The organism is Rhizobacter fulvus (assembly GCF_964020785.1).
Window position 1 is genome coordinate 3,174,432 of sequence record NZ_OZ224516.1, and the last position, 14,932, is coordinate 3,189,363.

A 14,932-nucleotide genomic window follows, 5' to 3' on the forward strand; every position below is an offset into this window, starting at 1 on the left:
AACCAGAGCGCGTAGGCGCACAGGGTCGGCACCAGCAGCACCATCATCGCCGTCTTCGAGACGAGCGGCGGGGTCAGCACCGGGCCCTCGCGGCGCACCGACAACGCCCATTGCGCGCCGACCGCGATGGCCAGGATCAGGACCAGGCCGAAGCCGTACAGCGGACCGGGCACGTAGACGTTCTGCACGACCCCGGCGAAGTCGTAGCTCATGATCGCGAGGTAGACGGGCGCGATGACGAGCAGCACGATGGCGCTCGGCTGGAGCCACCACAGGTCGGCCCCGCGCCGGGTTGCCGCGCCGGACGGAGCGGGACGCGCGATCGCCGGGGCGGCGTCGGCGCGCATCACGGGGTGCTCGCGGCGTCGCGGCCGCCGTTGACGGACCGGGCGAGCGGCACCAGCAGGCCGAGCCAACCCGCCACCACGCCGCACGACATGCCGATCGGCCCGACGAACGCCCCGAAGCGGGGGAAGCCGGCGAAGAACACGGCCACGGCGACGACGACCGCGATCAGCCACTTCGCGGCCAGCAGGCGCGGCAGGTCGAGACCGGTGATCAGCATGTCGATCGCCTGATCGGCGAACAGCAGCGTCGCGAAACCGGCGCCCGCCAGCAGGTACGGCGCGCTCATGTCGAACCCGGCGCCATAGACGACGCGCAACACGGTCGGGCCGAGCAGCCAGGCCCCCAGCAGGCCGACGAGACCGATGGCCGTCATCGCTGCCACGGCGGTGAGGAATGCGTTCACGGCGGTGCGCTCGCGCATCTGCCGGTACAGGTAGGCCGTGCCGATCGAGGTGCCGACGAGGTAAGCGACCTGGGTCCAGACCTCCACCAACTGCATCGGCGCGGCATACAGGCCGAATTCGAGCGGCTCCATCCAGTTCGCGAGCACCAGCCGGTCCAGACGCAGGAACAGCTGCGAGAGCCACAAGGCCGACACGAACCGGATCCCGAAGCTGAAGTAGCGTCCCATCCGCGACCAGCGCACGAAGCGCGCGAAGCGCCGGTTCGGGAAAGCCTTGCGTGCCTGGTAGGCCTGCAACGATGCATTGACCGCGGACTCGAGCACCCACGCCCCCGCGATGGCCCAGACGGGGGCGCCGAGGTAGACGCAGACCACCACAGTGATCGCGCGCAGCACCAGGCCGCAGGAGCGGGCCACCACGGTCGGGCGGTTGTGGTTGCGGCTGAGCCAGTACGTCGCAATCACGTAGAAGGGCTCGATCAGCGGCACGGCCAGCAGCAGGATCATCGACACCTGCCGACGTTGCGGATCGCCGACCATCACCCCGCAGAACAGCATCATCGCCGCCATCGCGATCAGGCTGGCCAGGAAACGCAGCGCGAAGATGTTGGCGATCGCGCCTGGAAAGGCCGCCTGCATGCGGCAGAACCGGGGCAGCAGTGCGACGCCGGCGCATACCAGGCTGAGGCCCAGGCCCACCTGCAACAGCGCGGCGGCATAGGCGAAGTGGCCCGATCCGACCGGCCCCAGGTGGCGCGCGATCAGGCCTTGCACGCCCAGGCCGATCAGCAGCGCGAGCGACTTGTCGCCGAGCAGCCAGGCCATGTTGCGCGCCGCGTCGCGGCGTCCGGAGTCGCGCGCCGTTGCGGAAGCCGCAAGCGTCATGTCAAGCGAGGCCCGTTCAGGCGATGGCGCTTGACCCCGTTGACCAGGATGCCCTCGAGCCGGATGCCCGCCTGCTCCAGCCGCCGCTGCGCCATCCGGGTCTCGCGCAGCAGGCTCTGTTCGGCGCGCACGACCAGCAGCACGACATCGGACAGGCGCCCGACTGACAGCGCGTCGCTCGACGGCAGCAGCGGTGCCGCGTTGATGACGATGTCGTCGTAGCGTTCGCGCAGCGTGGCCAGTGTCTCTGCGAGTGCGGGGGACAGCAGGATGCCGCCGGGGTTGTTCGTCGGTGTGCCCTGCAGGATCACATCCATCGGCAGCGCCGCATGCGGATGGATCACCTGGTCGAGCGAGCGCTGGCCCCCCAGCAGATCGGCCAGCCCCGCGGCATGCTGGTCCAGGCCGATCAGGTCGTGGACGCCCGGGTTGCGCATGTCGCTGTCGATCAACAGCACGCGCTTGCCGCCCTCGGCCATCAGAGCCGCCAGGTTGGCGGCGATGAAGGCCTTGCCGGTGCCGGACGAGGGTGCAGTGATCGTCACGACCCGGCATTCGCTGCTGCGCGTGCGCAGCATCAGCGACAGGTGGACCGAGCGCAGGCCCTCGACGGCCGGGTCGTCGGGGGCGGCCCGCACCAGCAGGCGGTGGGTGCCGAGTTCCTCGATCGCCTCGCCGTCCTTCACGCGGCTGCTCATCAGGCGAAGCTGCGCCTCGCTCTGCGCGATCACGCCGACGGTGGCCGGGCTCGTGAGGCTCTCGTACTCGTGCAGGTCGGACACGGTGGGCTGCAGCGAACGGACCGTGACGACCGCCAGCAACGCGAGCAACAGGCCGACACCGGCGCCGATCGACAGCACGGCGGCCGCGCGCGGCCGCACCGGCTCGAACGGCTCGACCGCTGCGTCCAATTGACGGACGCTGATGAAGCCGCTGGCACCGTCGAGGCGGAGCTGCTGAACGTGCGTCAGCATCGCCAGGTAGAGCTGGGTGCTGATCTGCAGTTCGCGCTGCAGCGGCAGCAGTTCGCGCTGCTGCTCGGGGAACTGGCGCAGGTTGTCCTGCAGGCGATCGAGCGCCCGCTGCACCGTGGCCAATTGGGCCGTCACCGCGGCCATCTCGGGGTGCTGCGGCGTCAGCGTCTGCGCCAGCTGCTGTTGCTTGATGCGCAGTTCCACGCTCTGGCGTTCCAGGTCGCTGCGCTGACGCAGCGTGGATTCGGCCTCGGCGGCGAACGGCGTGGCCGAGCCGCGGCCCTGCTGGACGCGGAGGGCGTCCTCGGCGGCGCTGACGCGGCGCTTCAGCTTGGCCAGCTGAGCCTCGAGGAAGCCGAGCGCCTTCTCGCTGTCGCGGCTGCGGCGGCCGACCGACTCCTCGAGGTAGCGGTTGACCAGACCGTTCAGCACGGCGGCGGCACGCGCCGGATCGGTGTCTTCGTAGCTGAGCCGAACGACATTCGATTCGCGTGACGGCTCGAACATCTTCAGGCGCTCCAGCACCTCTTCGTACGCCTTGAGCGGGTGATGGGCGCGCAGGCCGAACTGCGTGGCCGGTGCGTCGGATGGGCCGTCGATCCGCAATTCTGCCGGCTGTCCGTCCAGCGCGAAGCGGCCGGCCTCGCCGACCCGTCCCGACGCCACCTTCGCGTCGGCCGCATCGAACAGTTCCCACCGTCCGGCGGCGACCGTCAGCGAGAAGGCGATCCCGCGTTGCGAGTCCGGCACGTGAAAGGTGATCGCCGTGAACCCGTGCCGGGTTCCGATCGGCAGGAAGCCGAAGCGCTTCCCGTTCGACAGTTCAATGTCGGCGCCGCTCGCGAAGATGACGGGCAGCAGCACCTCCCTGGACCGCAGCACTTCCATCTCGCCGCTGATGACCGGGGTCTGCATGGCGGGCGCGCCACGTTCGGCATTGGCCAGGCTCGGAAGCAGCGGGCTGCGCAGCTGACCGCTGATCTCGATCACCGTATCGGCCCGGAAGACCGGCGCGGCGAGCACGAGGTAGAGAACGGCCAGGGTCAGCACCGCCAGGAACACGCCGAGGGCGAGCCGGCTGTGCTGCAGCACCGCGTCGGCCGCGGCGCGCACGCCGAAGGCATCGCCCGGCGGCGGGGCGGGCGGGAGGCGGTTGACGGCTCGGCGTTCGATTGCGTAGGGGGCGCTCATCGGGTGATCCGGTTGTCGGTCCACGTGTCGCGCAGGAAGCTGGCGGACGGGAGGACGTTGTTGATCAGGCGGGACCAGCGCACCACCGGCGCCGTGTCCACGTACACCACGTCGCGGGCCTGCAGCACGAACTGGTCGGCCAGCAGCAGCGCGTCGGGCGCCGCAGCGTTCAGGTGATAGACGAACGGCTTCGGATCGGTGCTCGCCCGGATCACGAAGACCTGGCCGGCGTTCGCGGACAGCGGGTTGACGCCGCCCGCGTCCGCCAGCGCATCGGCCAGCGTCATGTCGCCGCGCGGCATCGGCAGCGCCGCCTGGCGCAGCACTTCACCGGTCACGAAGACGCGCGCGAAGCGGCGCTCGGGCACGTTGACGATGTCGCCGTTCTGCAGCCGCAGGTTCGCGCGTCCGTCGCCGTTGTAGTAGAGCGCCTGCAGGTTCACGCGCAGCGTGGCGGCGCCGCGCGTGATCGTCACCGCCGACAGATCGGCTTCCGCGGTGCTGCCTCCCGACCGCGCGATCACGTCGGCGAGATCGGGCGGCACGTCCGTCACCGGCACCGCGCCCGGCGTCCGGACCTCGCCGGACACGTACACGCGCTGGCCGCGGTACTGCAGCACCGAAACGTCGACCTGGGGCGACTTGATGACGCGCGACAGCCCCTTGACGAGCAGGGCGCGGATGTCCTGCACGGCCAGGCCGGCGGCCTGGAACTTGCCGACATACGGGAAGAACATCGAACCGTCCGAATTGACCACGCGGCCCGAGAGTTCGGTGGTCGTGTTCGCCGGATTGGTCAATTCGGGCTGGTTCCACACCGTGATGCGCAGCACGTCCTGCGGCGCGACGAGATAGTCGTAGCGCGCCGTCGAAGACCTGAAGGCGGCCGGCAGCGCGGCGGCCTCGTCGGCCAGTCGGGTGCGGCGATCGGTCTGCAGTTGCCTCAGCGTCGGCGTGTCGATCGACTGGAGGTTCGCGCGCGCCTTCAGATCGTCGGAGCCGGCATCGAGCGTCATGCCGGGCGCGTGGGCGCAGGCGGCCAGCATCGCGGCGAGCAGGTGAACGAACAGGAGCCTGAAATACGGCCTGGGGCGGGCCGGGGGCATGGTGTGCACGGGAGGGGTCCTCTCAAACAATCACAAGGGGTCGCGGACGTGCCGCCGCGTGCCGGATACCAGCGTGTCCGACAGCGCCAGGCGGACGATCGCGGCCGCGACGGCCTGCGGGTCCGCGAGCTCGCCGCGTGCATGCCGCGCGGCGAAGTGCGCCGCGTCCGGAAAGGCATGCGGTTCGGCGCCGCGCAGGGTCGCCTGCATCGCGGTGTCCATCGCGCCGGGGTCGGCGTTCACGACCACGAAGGGCGACACGGCGTGCGCCTGTTCCGCCGCCAGGCAGCGCACGAAGTGCTCCATGCCGGCCTTGGCGGCGCTGTAGAGCGCGACGCCGGCGCGGGCCGAAAGCGCGCTGCCGCTCGTCACGTTGACCAGCACCTTGCGCGCTGGCGAGGACGCGAGCATCTGCAGCGCCGTCGCGATCAGCGCGACCGGCGACACCAGATTGACATGCAGGCTGCGCGCCAGCGCGTCGACGGGGGACTGCTCGACCGGCCCCAGCGGTTCGATCGTGGCGGCGTTGCTGACGAACAAGAACTGCTCGAGTGCCGCGAGATCGAAGGGCGCGAGGCAGCGCGCCAGCGTGGCCGCGCTTGCGACCGGATCGCTCAGGTCGATCGCGACGCCCTGCGCATGGTCGGCACGGCGTGCCAAACGCAGCACCGTGAAGCCGCCGTCGCACAGCTCGTCGCACAGCGCGCGGCCGAGGCCGCCGGCGCTGCCGGTGACCAGCGCGAGCTGCCGGACCGCAGCGGTCGTGCCTGCCGTGTCAGTGCGGGGGCCCATGTCAGATCACGGCCTTGCGCAGGTGGAAGGCTTCCGCCATGCCGGTTGGCGCTCGGCATTCGAGGCCGCGCAGGGCCATCAGCCCGCGGAAGCTTGCGGGCCGAAACCAGTCCTTGCCACCTTGCGACGGGAAATGGCGCGCCAGGTGCCGCAGCTTGCGTTCGGCGACCGCGTCGGCCAGCGGCACGTAGAGGTTGGGTCGACCGAGGTCGCCTTCGTACTTGGCGATCTCGTATTCGAGGATCGCGTGGTTGCGCCAGGTCTGCCACGTCAGCTCGGCGACGCAGCGGTGATCCTGGTGCCGGTCCTCGAGGTGGTGGGTCAGGATCACGTCCGGCGAACAGCGGCGCGCCAGCTGGGACAGCAGATCCTTCGCGCCGTCGACCTGCTGGGGCAGGCGCGCGTCGGTGAAGCCACCCAGCACGACCTCGAGCGCGGCGCCGCGGCCGAGCAGCGCGCGCGCGCTGCGCCGCGCCTCGGTGGCCCGCACACCCTCGGCGATGAACACGACCCAGGTGACGACCAGCGGGCACCGCTCGGCGGCCCAGCGCATCAGCGTGCCGGCACAGCCGATCTCGATGTCGTCGCTGTGCGCGCCGAGGCACAGCACATGCAGCGGTCGGCCGGCCGGCCGGAAGTCGAAGGACAACATGGTCGTCGTCGCGCTCAACGCTTCTTCCAGACCATCCACGGACATTGCTCGCGCTCGTCCATGCTGTCGAAGGACATCTTGTCCTTGAACGTGTCCATGGCCTGCCAGAACCCGCGGTGGCGGTACACGCCGAGCTGGCGGCGCTCGATCAGGCGCTGGAACGGCTGCTCGACCAGTTCGTCGCCGTCGTGCAGCACGTCGAAGATCTCCTGCCGCAGGCAGAAGAAGCCGGCGTTGATCCAGAAGTCGCTGTCGGCGACGCGACCGAATGACGTCACCAGACCGTTGTCGTCGGCATGCACGCCGTGGAAGCTTTGCGGCGAGGCCACCGCCGCGAACGAGGCCACCACGCCGCGCGCGCGGAAGTCGGCGATGTGCCGATCGAGCGGCAGGTCGCTCAGGCCGTCGGCGTAATTCGCGAGGAACTCGGGGTCGCCATGCAGGTGCGGGCGGATCCGCTTCAAACGCTCGCCGATGTTCGACTGCAGGCCGGTGTCGATGAAGGTGATGCGCCAGTCCTGGAGGTCGCTGGTCAGGGCCTGCGCCGTCTTGCCGCCAGTGAGCACGAAGTCGTTCGACTGGCACTCGTCGTAGTCCAGGAAGTAGTCGCGGATGGCCTGGCCTTTGTAGCCCAGGGCCAGGATGAACTCGGTGTGCCCGTAGTGCGCGTAGTAGCGCATCAGGTGCCAGACGATCGGCCGGGCGCCGATCTGGACCAGCGGCTTCGGGATCGCATCCGAATACTCGCGCAGGCGTGTGCCCTGGCCACCGCAAAAGAGGACCACTTTCATGGGGATGTTCCTGGATGGAAAGCGCCGGCGACGCTGTCCTCGAGCGGCGCCAGCAGACCGGCCGCCTGGAGGGCCTGCGCGCCGTGGATCAGCGCCGCGAGCGGCGAACCGGATTTGCGCGCGATCGAGACCAGGTCGTGGCGGCCATCCGACTGGTTCAACAGCCACAGCAGCGCGCGTTCGCGCTCGCTGGGACCGGTGCCGCCGACCGCGCCATATAGGCCGCGCTTGCCCAGGCGGGGCTCGCCGTTCGGGGACAGGTTCTGCCAGCGGCGGTTCGCGTCGATGACGGCGATCAGGTCGATCAGGACGGCGAGCGCGCCTTCGATCGCCGCCGGCTTGACCAGCGTCATGTCGTCGGCGGATGAGTGGTACTCGTCATAGCGGCCGTTCGGTGTGCGTGTGAGCCGCCCGACCGGCAGGTCGAACCCCGGCGAACAGAACTGGCGCTCGTCGTAGCCGTACGGGTCGAAGTCGATCTGCCGCCCGCCGGCACCGGGCACGAGCAGGTCGGCGGCGCGATCGATCAGCGCATCGCCGCGTCGGCTGCGCTTGTAGGTCAGCGCGCCGCTGTCGCCGAGCAGGCCGATCACGAGACCGCTGCGCAGGTGTGGCAGCAGCGCTTCGTTGCGCGCCAGCCAGGTGAGCGATCCGATGGTGCCGGGCGCGAACACGAAGCGCCAGGTCAGCCGTGGCTGCTCGGCCCGCAGGGCGCGGGCCAGCGCGGCGGCGACCGCGATGCCGGTGAGGTTGTCGTTCGCCAACGAGGGATGGCAGACGTGCGTGTAGATCAGCGCTTCGTCGCTGGCCTCCCCGGGGACCACGCACTCGCCGTAGCTCAGGTGGCCCGGCGCGAGGGTGCTGTCGACCACCACGTCGAACGGGCCGTCGCCCAGGCGCTGCCGGTCGACGTCGCGCAGGCAGAAGCCCCAGCTCTCGCGGTAGTAGCTCGTGCGGTAGGGGATGCGGTCGGGATGCTCGGGCAGCGAATGCAGGTGCGGCTCGAGCTCGGCGCGCGTCATGCGCGCGCGCACCGGCGTGGAGTAGCTGACGATGTGCAGCGTGTGCGCCTGGAAGTCGATCAGCCGGCGGCCGGAGGTGTCGGCGACGTAGGCGTCGACGATGTTCCATTCGGCCGGCACGTTCCAGTCGAACACCGGCGTGCCGCTCGGCACTTCGCTTCGCTGCAGCGGTGCCCACGCGTTCACGAGGTCGAGCGTGCGCCGCACCCCGTCGCCGGTGATGCTGCGGCACAGGGGGAACAGCTCGCGCATCAACGCGACAGCCTCGCGGGCGACGTCGGCCAGGGCGTCGGGGCGCCGCAGCGCGTCAAGCAACATGGCGATCTGCCCGTGCATGGGCTCCGAACAGGCCGACATGGGCCCCCTCGTCGAAGGCCGCGCGCTGACGGTCGGCCGCCGAGATGCACGTGACGTCCAGCGGCCAGGCCACGCCGAATCGCGGGTCGTCGAAACGTGCGCCCGACGCGAGTTCGGGCCGGTAGGCCTCGCTCATCAGGTACAGCACCTCGGTGTCGTCCACCAGGGACTGGAAACCGTGGGCCACGCCCGGCGGCACGTGCAGGGCGTTGTGCTGCCCGGCGTCGAGCACCACGCTCAGGTGCTGCAGGAACTGCGGCGAGTGCGGCCGCAGGTCGACGAGCACGTCGTGGACACGCCCGCGCGTGCAGCGCACGAGCTTGGCCTCCCGCGCCGGGGGCCACGCGAAATGAAGGCCCCTGACCGTGCCGGCCAGCGCGTTGAACGAGACGCTGGCCTGCGCGACATCAAAGTCGAGCCCGGCCTGTGCGAACTCGTCCCTGCACCATGCGCGTGCGAAGAAGCCGCGTTCGTCGCGGATCGGTTCGATCTCGACCAGGTGGACGCCGTCGAGGGCGAGTGGGGTGATCTTCACGACGCGTGCGCCTTCACGGTTCGATGAGCTGCAGGCTCGGGATCGGCACCACGAACCGGCCGCCCCATTCGCCGATGTAGGCGGCCTGCGCGACGATCTCGGTCTTCAGGTTCCAGGGCAGGATCAGCACGTAGTCCGGCCGGGCTGAGCGCAATGCGTCGGGCGCCAGGATCGGGATGCGCGTGCCCGGCGTGTACTTGCCCTGCTTGTACGGGTTGGCGTCGACGGTGAAATCGAGGTAGTCGGTGCGGATGCCGCAGTAGTTGAGCAGCGTGTTGCCCTTGCCGGGCGCGCCATAGCCGGCGACGCTCTTGCCGGCACGCTTGGCGCCGATCAGGAACGCGAGCAGCGCGTTCTTGATGTTCCGCGCGGATGCGGCAAAGTCCGCGTACGGTGCCAGGCTGCGGTAGCCGAGCGCGCGTTCCCGCTCCCGCAGTTCGACGACGCGCGGGCCGATGGTGCGCTGCGCCGCGCCGGCATGCCGCGCGAAGATGCGCAGCGAGCCGCCGTGCGTCGGCAGTTCCTCCACGTCGAACAGCGTCAGGCCGTGCGCGGCGAAGATCTGCTCGACCGTCGTGAACGACAGGTAGCTGAAATGCTCGTGGTAGATCGTGTCGAACTGGCTGCCTTCGATGAGCCGCTGCAGGTGCGGAAACTCCATCGTGATCACGCCGTCCGGCGCCAGCAGCGCCTGCAGACCGCGAACGAAGTCGTTGATGTCCGGCACGTGTGCGAGCACGTTGTTCCCGATCACCAGGTCGGCGTGGCCGTGCTGGCGCGCGATCGCCCGGCCGGTGTCCTCGCCGAGGAATTCCACGATGCTGGGTACGCCGCGCTCGACGGCGTGCCGGGCGACATTGGCCGCCGGCTCGATGCCGAGCACCGGGATGCCGCGCGCGACGAAGTGCTGAAGCAGGTAGCCGTCGTTGCTCGCCACCTCGACGACCCGGCTGGTCGACGCCAAGTCGAAGCGCGAGATCGCCATCTCGGCAAACTGCCGCGCATGTTCGACCCAACTGCTCGAGAACGACGAGAAATAGGCGTATTCGCTGAAGATGTCCGAGGGGTGCACGAATTGGCGCAACTGCACCAGAAAGCACTGATCGCACACCAGCGCATGCAGCGGGTAGAACGCCTCGCTCTGCTCCAACTGCGCCGGCTCGACATGCGTCTGGCACAGCGGGCTCATGCCCAGATCGACAAAGGTCCGGGACAGCGGTGACGCGCAGAACCGGCACGTCGGCCGCAACGGCGAGTCGAGGGAAGAGGGGTGGTTCATCGGGTCGATCATCGAAGTGCGCGCCGACCGATGCGCAGGACGGAGTTGAATAAGGAGCGGGACCGGTCTATTCGCATCAATCTGTTGGCCAGACTCATCGGTGCGAACAGCACGCCCGCTGTCCAGGCGCGGATCGACAAGCGGTCGAGGAGCGAATAGCCGGGACACGCCTTCAGCGAGTCGCTCATGAGCTGCAGCAGCGAGCGGGCGCAATCCGCCGGAAACGGGTGCTGCTCGCGCGACGATCGCCACGACACGACCCGGTGTCGAACATGCACGGGCAAGGTCAGCGGTGGCGGGTCGATCAGCACCCCCGAGCGCTGCCGCAGCATGTCCAGCACCAGGTCCCGGCTTCGGTAGTTGAGGCGAACTTCGCTGGCCATCGACGTGGAATAGTTGCCGCGGTAGCCCGGCGCCGTCGCAACCGCCTTGCGGTGCAGGCGGTAGCTGCCCAGCGCCCGACCGGCATCGATCACGTTGCCGTGGAACGGTGCGGTGAGAAACGGAACGGTGTCGGTGCCGATCGGCCACTGGCCGGGATCGACCGGGAAGTAGGGGCGAATGGCGCTGCAGCGGTACAGATTGCCGCTGCCCGGCGGCCCGCCGTAGTGTCCGAACAGGCGGATCAGCGGCAGCACGTTGCCGTGATGACGCAGGTAAGGCACCGTCCCGGGCAAGGGCCTGCCGTCCTGGTCGATGCAGCGCAGCGGGAACTGGACTTTGGCAGTGGTCGCCTTGGCGAGTTCGATGCAGGTGGAGATCGCGTCCGCGTCCAGCACGTCGTCGGCGTCGAGCCAGACGATCCAGTCACCATGCGCCGCTTCGAAACCCTGGTTGTAGCCCTGGCCCTGACCGATGTTGGTCGGCACGCGAACCACGCGCACGCGCTCGGCGAAGCGCGCAATGACCGCCAACGAGCGGTCGGTCGAGCCGTTGTCGACCACGACCACCTCCAGCGCCGGGTAGGTCTGCGCCAGCGCGGAATCGATGGCCTTGCCGACGAACTTTTCGTAGTTGTAGTTTAGTACGACGATCGTGACCAACATCAGGGCGTTCTCGGAGTCTTCGACAGCAACGAATGGCCGGCAGCTTCACGATGCCGGTCCATAGACATCACGTCTCATTCGCGACTGTCAGCGTTCCCACATTTTGGGTTGACGCGCATGAACCGGAACCCCCTATTCACGCGTCGGTACAACTTGAAAACCAAATATGTCGCGGTTTCATTCCCGCAGGGACCCTCATCAGAACGAGCCATCCCCGCGAGGGCAGAATCGCCGGTCGCGTGCCGTGGCGTTGCGATTAAATCGGTCCTCATCCGATGAAATTTGAACTAATGTCAACAATCAATCGATCGATCAACAAGGACCGAACCGCGCGCACGATGATCGTGGGCAACCTCGGCTACATCGGACCGGTGTTGACGGCGTTCCTGCGCAAGGAACACCGGGACACGTCGCTGGTTGGTTACGACACCGGATACTTCTCCGGTTGCCTGCTCGATCCGCTCACCCCGGTGGACCACTTGCTCGACTTTCAGATTCACGCCGACGTCCGCAGCGTTCGCGCCGAGCACCTCATCGGCATCGACCAGGTGATCTACCTGGCAGCCATCTCGAACGACCCGATGGGCAACCTGTACGAAGGACCGACCGAAGAGATCAACTCCGCCGCTGCGGCGCGGTTCGCCGATCTGGCCAGGCGCGCGGGTGCCAGGCGCTTCGTCTACGCCAGCAGTTGCTCCATCTACGGCGCAGGCGGCGCCGAGATGAAGAGCGAGCACTCCACGATCAACCCGCTGACGGCCTATGCGAGGTCCAAGGTCTCGTGCGAACAGGCACTGCAGCCACACGCGGATCGGGACTTCGTCGTCACCTGCCTGCGCTTCGCCACGGCATGCGGCGCGAGCCCGAGGCTGCGGCTGGACCTGGTGCTGAACGACTTCGTCGCCAGCGCGCTGCTGACCGACGAGATCAAGATCCTGTCGGATGGCGCGCCGTGGCGGCCGCTGATCGACGTGGAGGACATGTGCCGGGCCATCGCCTGGGCGCTGACGCGAGACGCGTCCCAGGGCGGGGCGCACCTCGCGGTCAACGTCGGCTACAACGACCAGAACTACACGATTCGCGATCTCGCCTATGCCGTGCAGGAGCAGTTGCCGACCGCGAGCGTGAACATCAACACCGCCGCACCCGCGGACAAGCGCTCGTACCGGGTCGACTTCTCCCTGTACGCATCGCTCAACGCGCAGGCGAAATCGGGAAAACCTTTGGCGCAGACGGTGCGCGAACTGGTCGACAGCATCCAGGCCTCGGACTTTCGCACTTCGGCGTTCCGGACCTCGTACCTCGTTCGGTTGCAGGCGCTGAGCATGCTTCGGCAGCGCGGCCGGCTGGACAGCGCGTTGCGCTGGACCTGACGCGTCCCCGGCGACAAAAGACGAGGGGCTGGAGCATCGCTGCTTCAGCCCCTCTTTACTTCTGGTGGCGCTTCAGGGATTCGAACCCCGGACCTGCGGATTATGATTCCGTCGCTCTAACCGACTGAGCTAAAGCGCCTTAGCCCATAATTATAACGTCCCTTTGGGCGGCGCCAACCGCCCCCGGCGCTCCTGTCGGCGTTCCGCCCATCCACCGCTTTCAACCGGGCTCCGGCCCGACCGCATGTTCAGTTTCTTCAAGAAGAAGCCGGCGACGCCCGAGGCGGCGCCGGCACCTGTCGAACCGTCTCCTGTCGAATCGGCGCCCGACCCGGAACGCCGCAGCTGGCTGGATCGGCTGCGCGGCACGCCCGAGGCGGCGCCATCCCCCGCTGCGCCCGAAATCGCCCCGGCGCCCCCGCCGCCCCCGCCCGTGGCGGCCGCGCCGTCCGTGGACCTCACGCTGCGCCAGCCCCATCTTCCGACGGAGCCCGCACCGGTCGCGGATCGACGCAGCTGGATCGAGAAGCTCCGCGGCGGGCTGCGCAAGACCGGCTCGAGCATCGCCGAGGTGTTCACAGGCACGCAGATCGACGATGCGTTGTACGAGGAGCTTGAATCCGCACTGCTGATGGCCGACGCCGGCATCAAGGCGACCGAGCACCTGCTGACCGACCTGAAATGGCGTGTCAACGAGGAGCGCGCGCGCACGCCGCAGGCCGTCAAGGCCTTGCTGGCCGACGCGATCACGGACCTCCTCAAGCCCCTGGAAAAGTCGCTGCAGGTCGGCGAGCACGTGCCGACGGTGATCATGGTCGTCGGCGTCAACGGCGCCGGCAAGACCACCAGCATCGGCAAGCTGACCCGGCATCTGGCCGAGGCGAACCAGAAGGTGCTGCTGGCCGCCGCCGACACGTTCCGGGCCGCGGCACGCGAACAACTGGCCGTGTGGGCCGGGCGCAACCAGGTCGAGATCGTCGGTCAGGAGGGCGGCGATCCGGCCGCCGTAACGTTCGACGCGGTCGTCGCCGGCAAGGCGCGCGGCAGCGACGTGGTGATTGCCGACACCGCCGGGCGCCTGACGACGCAGCTGCACCTGATGGACGAGCTGAAGAAGATCCGCCGCACGATCGCGAAGGCGCAGGCCGGCGCGCCGCACGAGGTATTGCTGGTGGTCGACGGCAACACCGGGCAGAACGCGCTGACGCAGGTGCAGACCTTCGATGCCGCGCTGCAGCTGACCGGGCTGATCATCACCAAGCTGGACGGCACCGCCAAGGGCGGCGTGCTCGCCGCGATCGCCCTGTGGTCGCGCGAGCGTGAGCATGCCGGCGCGGCGCCGTTGCCGGTCTACTTCATCGGGGTCGGCGAGAAGCTCGAGGACCTGCAGACCTTCGATGCGCGCGAGTTTGCGCAGGCACTGCTGAGCTAGCCGCGCGCGGGCGTGCTCCCGCGCCGCTCAGTTCTTCTTGAGCGGCGTCGGGCCGCTGTCGAGCTCGTCGTACCAGGTGGACGGCGGCGGCTCCAGCAGTTCGATGAATTCGTCGTGCGTCGAATCGCGGTTCGACTCGTCGAACGGGTTCGGGGCCGCGGTGGCGACCGCGGCTGCCGCGCCCGCGGCCGCGCCGGGGAAGGGTGCGGGCGCGGGCGACGTCGCGACGGGAGCGGGGGGCTCGGGCAGCAACTGCTCGCGCGCCATGTCCACGCCCGGCAGCGCGGCTTCGTTCCACAGGTAGAGCGGCACCTTCGCCGCCTTCAGCGTGCGCTGGATGCGCGTGAGCCGCTTGCGTTGTCGATCGGTCGCCTGCGCGCCCTGCAGTTCGACGACGGCGATCACCTGGGCCGCCATGTCGCAGATGACGAAGTCGGCGCACTGGTTGCCGATGCGGCGCAGCCAGTCCGCGTAGGAATTGCGCCGCGGCACGTTCAGGAAGCGCGACAGCGGCACCTGCGCGAGCACCATGTGGTCGGGCAGTGCGCGGGTCAGCACGTTGTACGCGAGCCGCTCCTGCGTGCTCAGCACGCGCGTCGGTTGCGGCGGCCAGCCGGTCACGGTGTCGATCCGGTCGGCGCTGCCGCGTTCGCTCGCGGCGGCGCCGGCGCGCTGCCGCGTCCACCACCATGCCATCAGCAGCACGACCGCCAACAGCCCCAGCACGATCTGCAGTGTCGTCATCG

Annotated in this window: 13 protein-coding genes and 1 tRNA gene; 2 read left to right on the plus strand and 12 right to left on the minus strand. The window is 69.0% G+C overall.

Annotated elements, in window-relative coordinates; translation table 11 throughout:
- Positions 1-346: 346 nt before the first annotated feature.
- The 10 genes from ACWH49_RS15180 to ACWH49_RS15225 are packed head-to-tail and all read right to left on the minus strand — an operon-like array spanning position 347 to position 11,381.
- A complete protein-coding gene (locus ACWH49_RS15180; protein ID WP_448172204.1) occupies positions 347-1,636 on the minus strand; it encodes an oligosaccharide flippase family protein in 1,290 nt (429 codons plus the stop codon).
- Complete coding sequence (locus ACWH49_RS15185) at positions 1,633-3,801, minus strand: GNVR domain-containing protein (protein WP_448172205.1); 2,169 nt, start codon at positions 3,799-3,801, stop codon at positions 1,633-1,635. The genes ACWH49_RS15180 and ACWH49_RS15185 overlap by 4 nt, the downstream gene beginning before the upstream one ends.
- Positions 3,798-4,907 carry a polysaccharide biosynthesis/export family protein gene (locus ACWH49_RS15190; protein ID WP_448174357.1) on the minus strand — a complete coding sequence of 370 codons (1,110 nt, stop codon included), beginning with the start codon at positions 4,905-4,907 and terminating at the stop codon, positions 3,798-3,800. The genes ACWH49_RS15185 and ACWH49_RS15190 overlap by 4 nt, the downstream gene beginning before the upstream one ends.
- Positions 4,908-4,937: 30 nt before the next feature.
- Positions 4,938-5,699 carry an SDR family NAD(P)-dependent oxidoreductase gene (locus tag ACWH49_RS15195; RefSeq protein ID WP_448172206.1) on the minus strand — a complete coding sequence of 254 codons (762 nt, stop codon included), beginning with the start codon at positions 5,697-5,699 and terminating at the stop codon, positions 4,938-4,940.
- A gap of 1 nt (position 5,700) precedes the next feature.
- Complete coding sequence (locus tag ACWH49_RS15200) at positions 5,701-6,351, minus strand: PIG-L deacetylase family protein (RefSeq protein ID WP_448172207.1); 651 nt, start codon at positions 6,349-6,351, stop codon at positions 5,701-5,703.
- 14 nt (positions 6,352-6,365) lie between these two features.
- Complete coding sequence (locus ACWH49_RS15205) at positions 6,366-7,142, minus strand: sugar phosphate nucleotidyltransferase (RefSeq protein ID WP_448172208.1); 777 nt, start codon at positions 7,140-7,142, stop codon at positions 6,366-6,368.
- On the minus strand, positions 7,139-8,482 hold the full coding sequence (locus ACWH49_RS15210; protein WP_448172209.1) for a DUF4910 domain-containing protein: 1,344 nt from the start codon (positions 8,480-8,482) through the stop codon (positions 7,139-7,141). Before ACWH49_RS15210 ends, ACWH49_RS15205 begins: the two co-directional genes overlap by 4 nt.
- On the minus strand, positions 8,472-9,056 hold the full coding sequence (locus ACWH49_RS15215) for a dTDP-4-dehydrorhamnose 3,5-epimerase family protein (protein ID WP_448172210.1): 585 nt from the start codon (positions 9,054-9,056) through the stop codon (positions 8,472-8,474). The genes ACWH49_RS15210 and ACWH49_RS15215 overlap by 11 nt, the downstream gene beginning before the upstream one ends.
- A 13-nt stretch (positions 9,057-9,069) precedes the next feature.
- The gene (locus ACWH49_RS15220; protein ID WP_448172211.1) at positions 9,070-10,335 is read right to left on the minus strand and encodes a methyltransferase domain-containing protein; all 1,266 of its coding nucleotides are present in this window, start codon (positions 10,333-10,335) and stop codon (positions 9,070-9,072) included.
- Positions 10,336-10,343: 8 nt separating this feature from the next.
- Positions 10,344-11,381: a glycosyltransferase family 2 protein gene (locus ACWH49_RS15225; RefSeq protein WP_448172212.1), complete on the minus strand. Its 1,038-nt coding sequence runs from the start codon at positions 11,379-11,381 to the stop codon at positions 10,344-10,346.
- A gap of 290 nt (positions 11,382-11,671) precedes the next feature.
- Between ACWH49_RS15225 and ACWH49_RS15230 the strand changes: the two genes are divergently transcribed.
- A complete protein-coding gene (locus ACWH49_RS15230; protein WP_448172213.1) occupies positions 11,672-12,754 on the plus strand; it encodes an NAD-dependent epimerase/dehydratase family protein in 1,083 nt (360 codons plus the stop codon).
- A 62-nt stretch (positions 12,755-12,816) separates the two neighbouring features.
- On the opposite strand, the gene ACWH49_RS15235 is transcribed toward ACWH49_RS15230, so the two are convergent.
- Positions 12,817-12,893, minus strand: a tRNA-Met gene (locus tag ACWH49_RS15235).
- Between the two features lie 105 nt (positions 12,894-12,998).
- On the opposite strand from ACWH49_RS15235, the gene ftsY reads away from it, so the two are divergent.
- Positions 12,999-14,186, plus strand: coding sequence for a signal recognition particle-docking protein FtsY (gene ftsY / locus ACWH49_RS15240; RefSeq protein ID WP_448172214.1), 1,188 nt, complete (start codon positions 12,999-13,001; stop codon positions 14,184-14,186).
- Positions 14,187-14,213: 27 nt separating this feature from the next.
- Here ftsY and ACWH49_RS15245 read toward each other — a convergent pair whose 3' ends face one another.
- Positions 14,214-14,930: a DUF2726 domain-containing protein gene (locus ACWH49_RS15245; RefSeq protein WP_448172215.1), complete on the minus strand. Its 717-nt coding sequence runs from the start codon at positions 14,928-14,930 to the stop codon at positions 14,214-14,216.
- Between the last annotated feature and the right edge of the window lie 2 nt (positions 14,931-14,932).

Bases quoted from the DNA above. Each gene is read 5' to 3' on its own strand.
- ACWH49_RS15180 (WP_448172204.1), bottom strand. From the start codon at position 1,636: ATGACGCTTGCGGCTTCCGCAACGGCGCGCGACTCCGGACGCCGCGAC.
- ACWH49_RS15185 (WP_448172205.1), bottom strand. From the start codon at position 3,801: ATGAGCGCCCCCTACGCAATCGAACGCCGAGCCGTCAACCGCCTCCCG.
- ACWH49_RS15190 (WP_448174357.1), bottom strand. From the start codon at position 4,907: ATGCCCCCGGCCCGCCCCAGGCCGTATTTCAGGCTCCTGTTCGTTCAC.
- ACWH49_RS15195 (WP_448172206.1), bottom strand. From the start codon at position 5,699: ATGGGCCCCCGCACTGACACGGCAGGCACGACCGCTGCGGTCCGGCAG.
- ACWH49_RS15200 (WP_448172207.1), bottom strand. From the start codon at position 6,351: ATGTTGTCCTTCGACTTCCGGCCGGCCGGCCGACCGCTGCATGTGCTG.
- ACWH49_RS15205 (WP_448172208.1), bottom strand. From the start codon at position 7,142: ATGAAAGTGGTCCTCTTTTGCGGTGGCCAGGGCACACGCCTGCGCGAG.
- ACWH49_RS15210 (WP_448172209.1), bottom strand. From the start codon at position 8,482: ATGTTGCTTGACGCGCTGCGGCGCCCCGACGCCCTGGCCGACGTCGCC.
- ACWH49_RS15220 (WP_448172211.1), bottom strand. From the start codon at position 10,335: ATGAACCACCCCTCTTCCCTCGACTCGCCGTTGCGGCCGACGTGCCGG.
- ACWH49_RS15225 (WP_448172212.1), bottom strand. From the start codon at position 11,381: ATGTTGGTCACGATCGTCGTACTAAACTACAACTACGAAAAGTTCGTC.
- ACWH49_RS15230 (WP_448172213.1), top strand. From the start codon at position 11,672: ATGTCAACAATCAATCGATCGATCAACAAGGACCGAACCGCGCGCACG.
- ftsY (WP_448172214.1), top strand. From the start codon at position 12,999: ATGTTCAGTTTCTTCAAGAAGAAGCCGGCGACGCCCGAGGCGGCGCCG.
- ACWH49_RS15245 (WP_448172215.1), bottom strand. From the start codon at position 14,930: ATGACGACACTGCAGATCGTGCTGGGGCTGTTGGCGGTCGTGCTGCTG.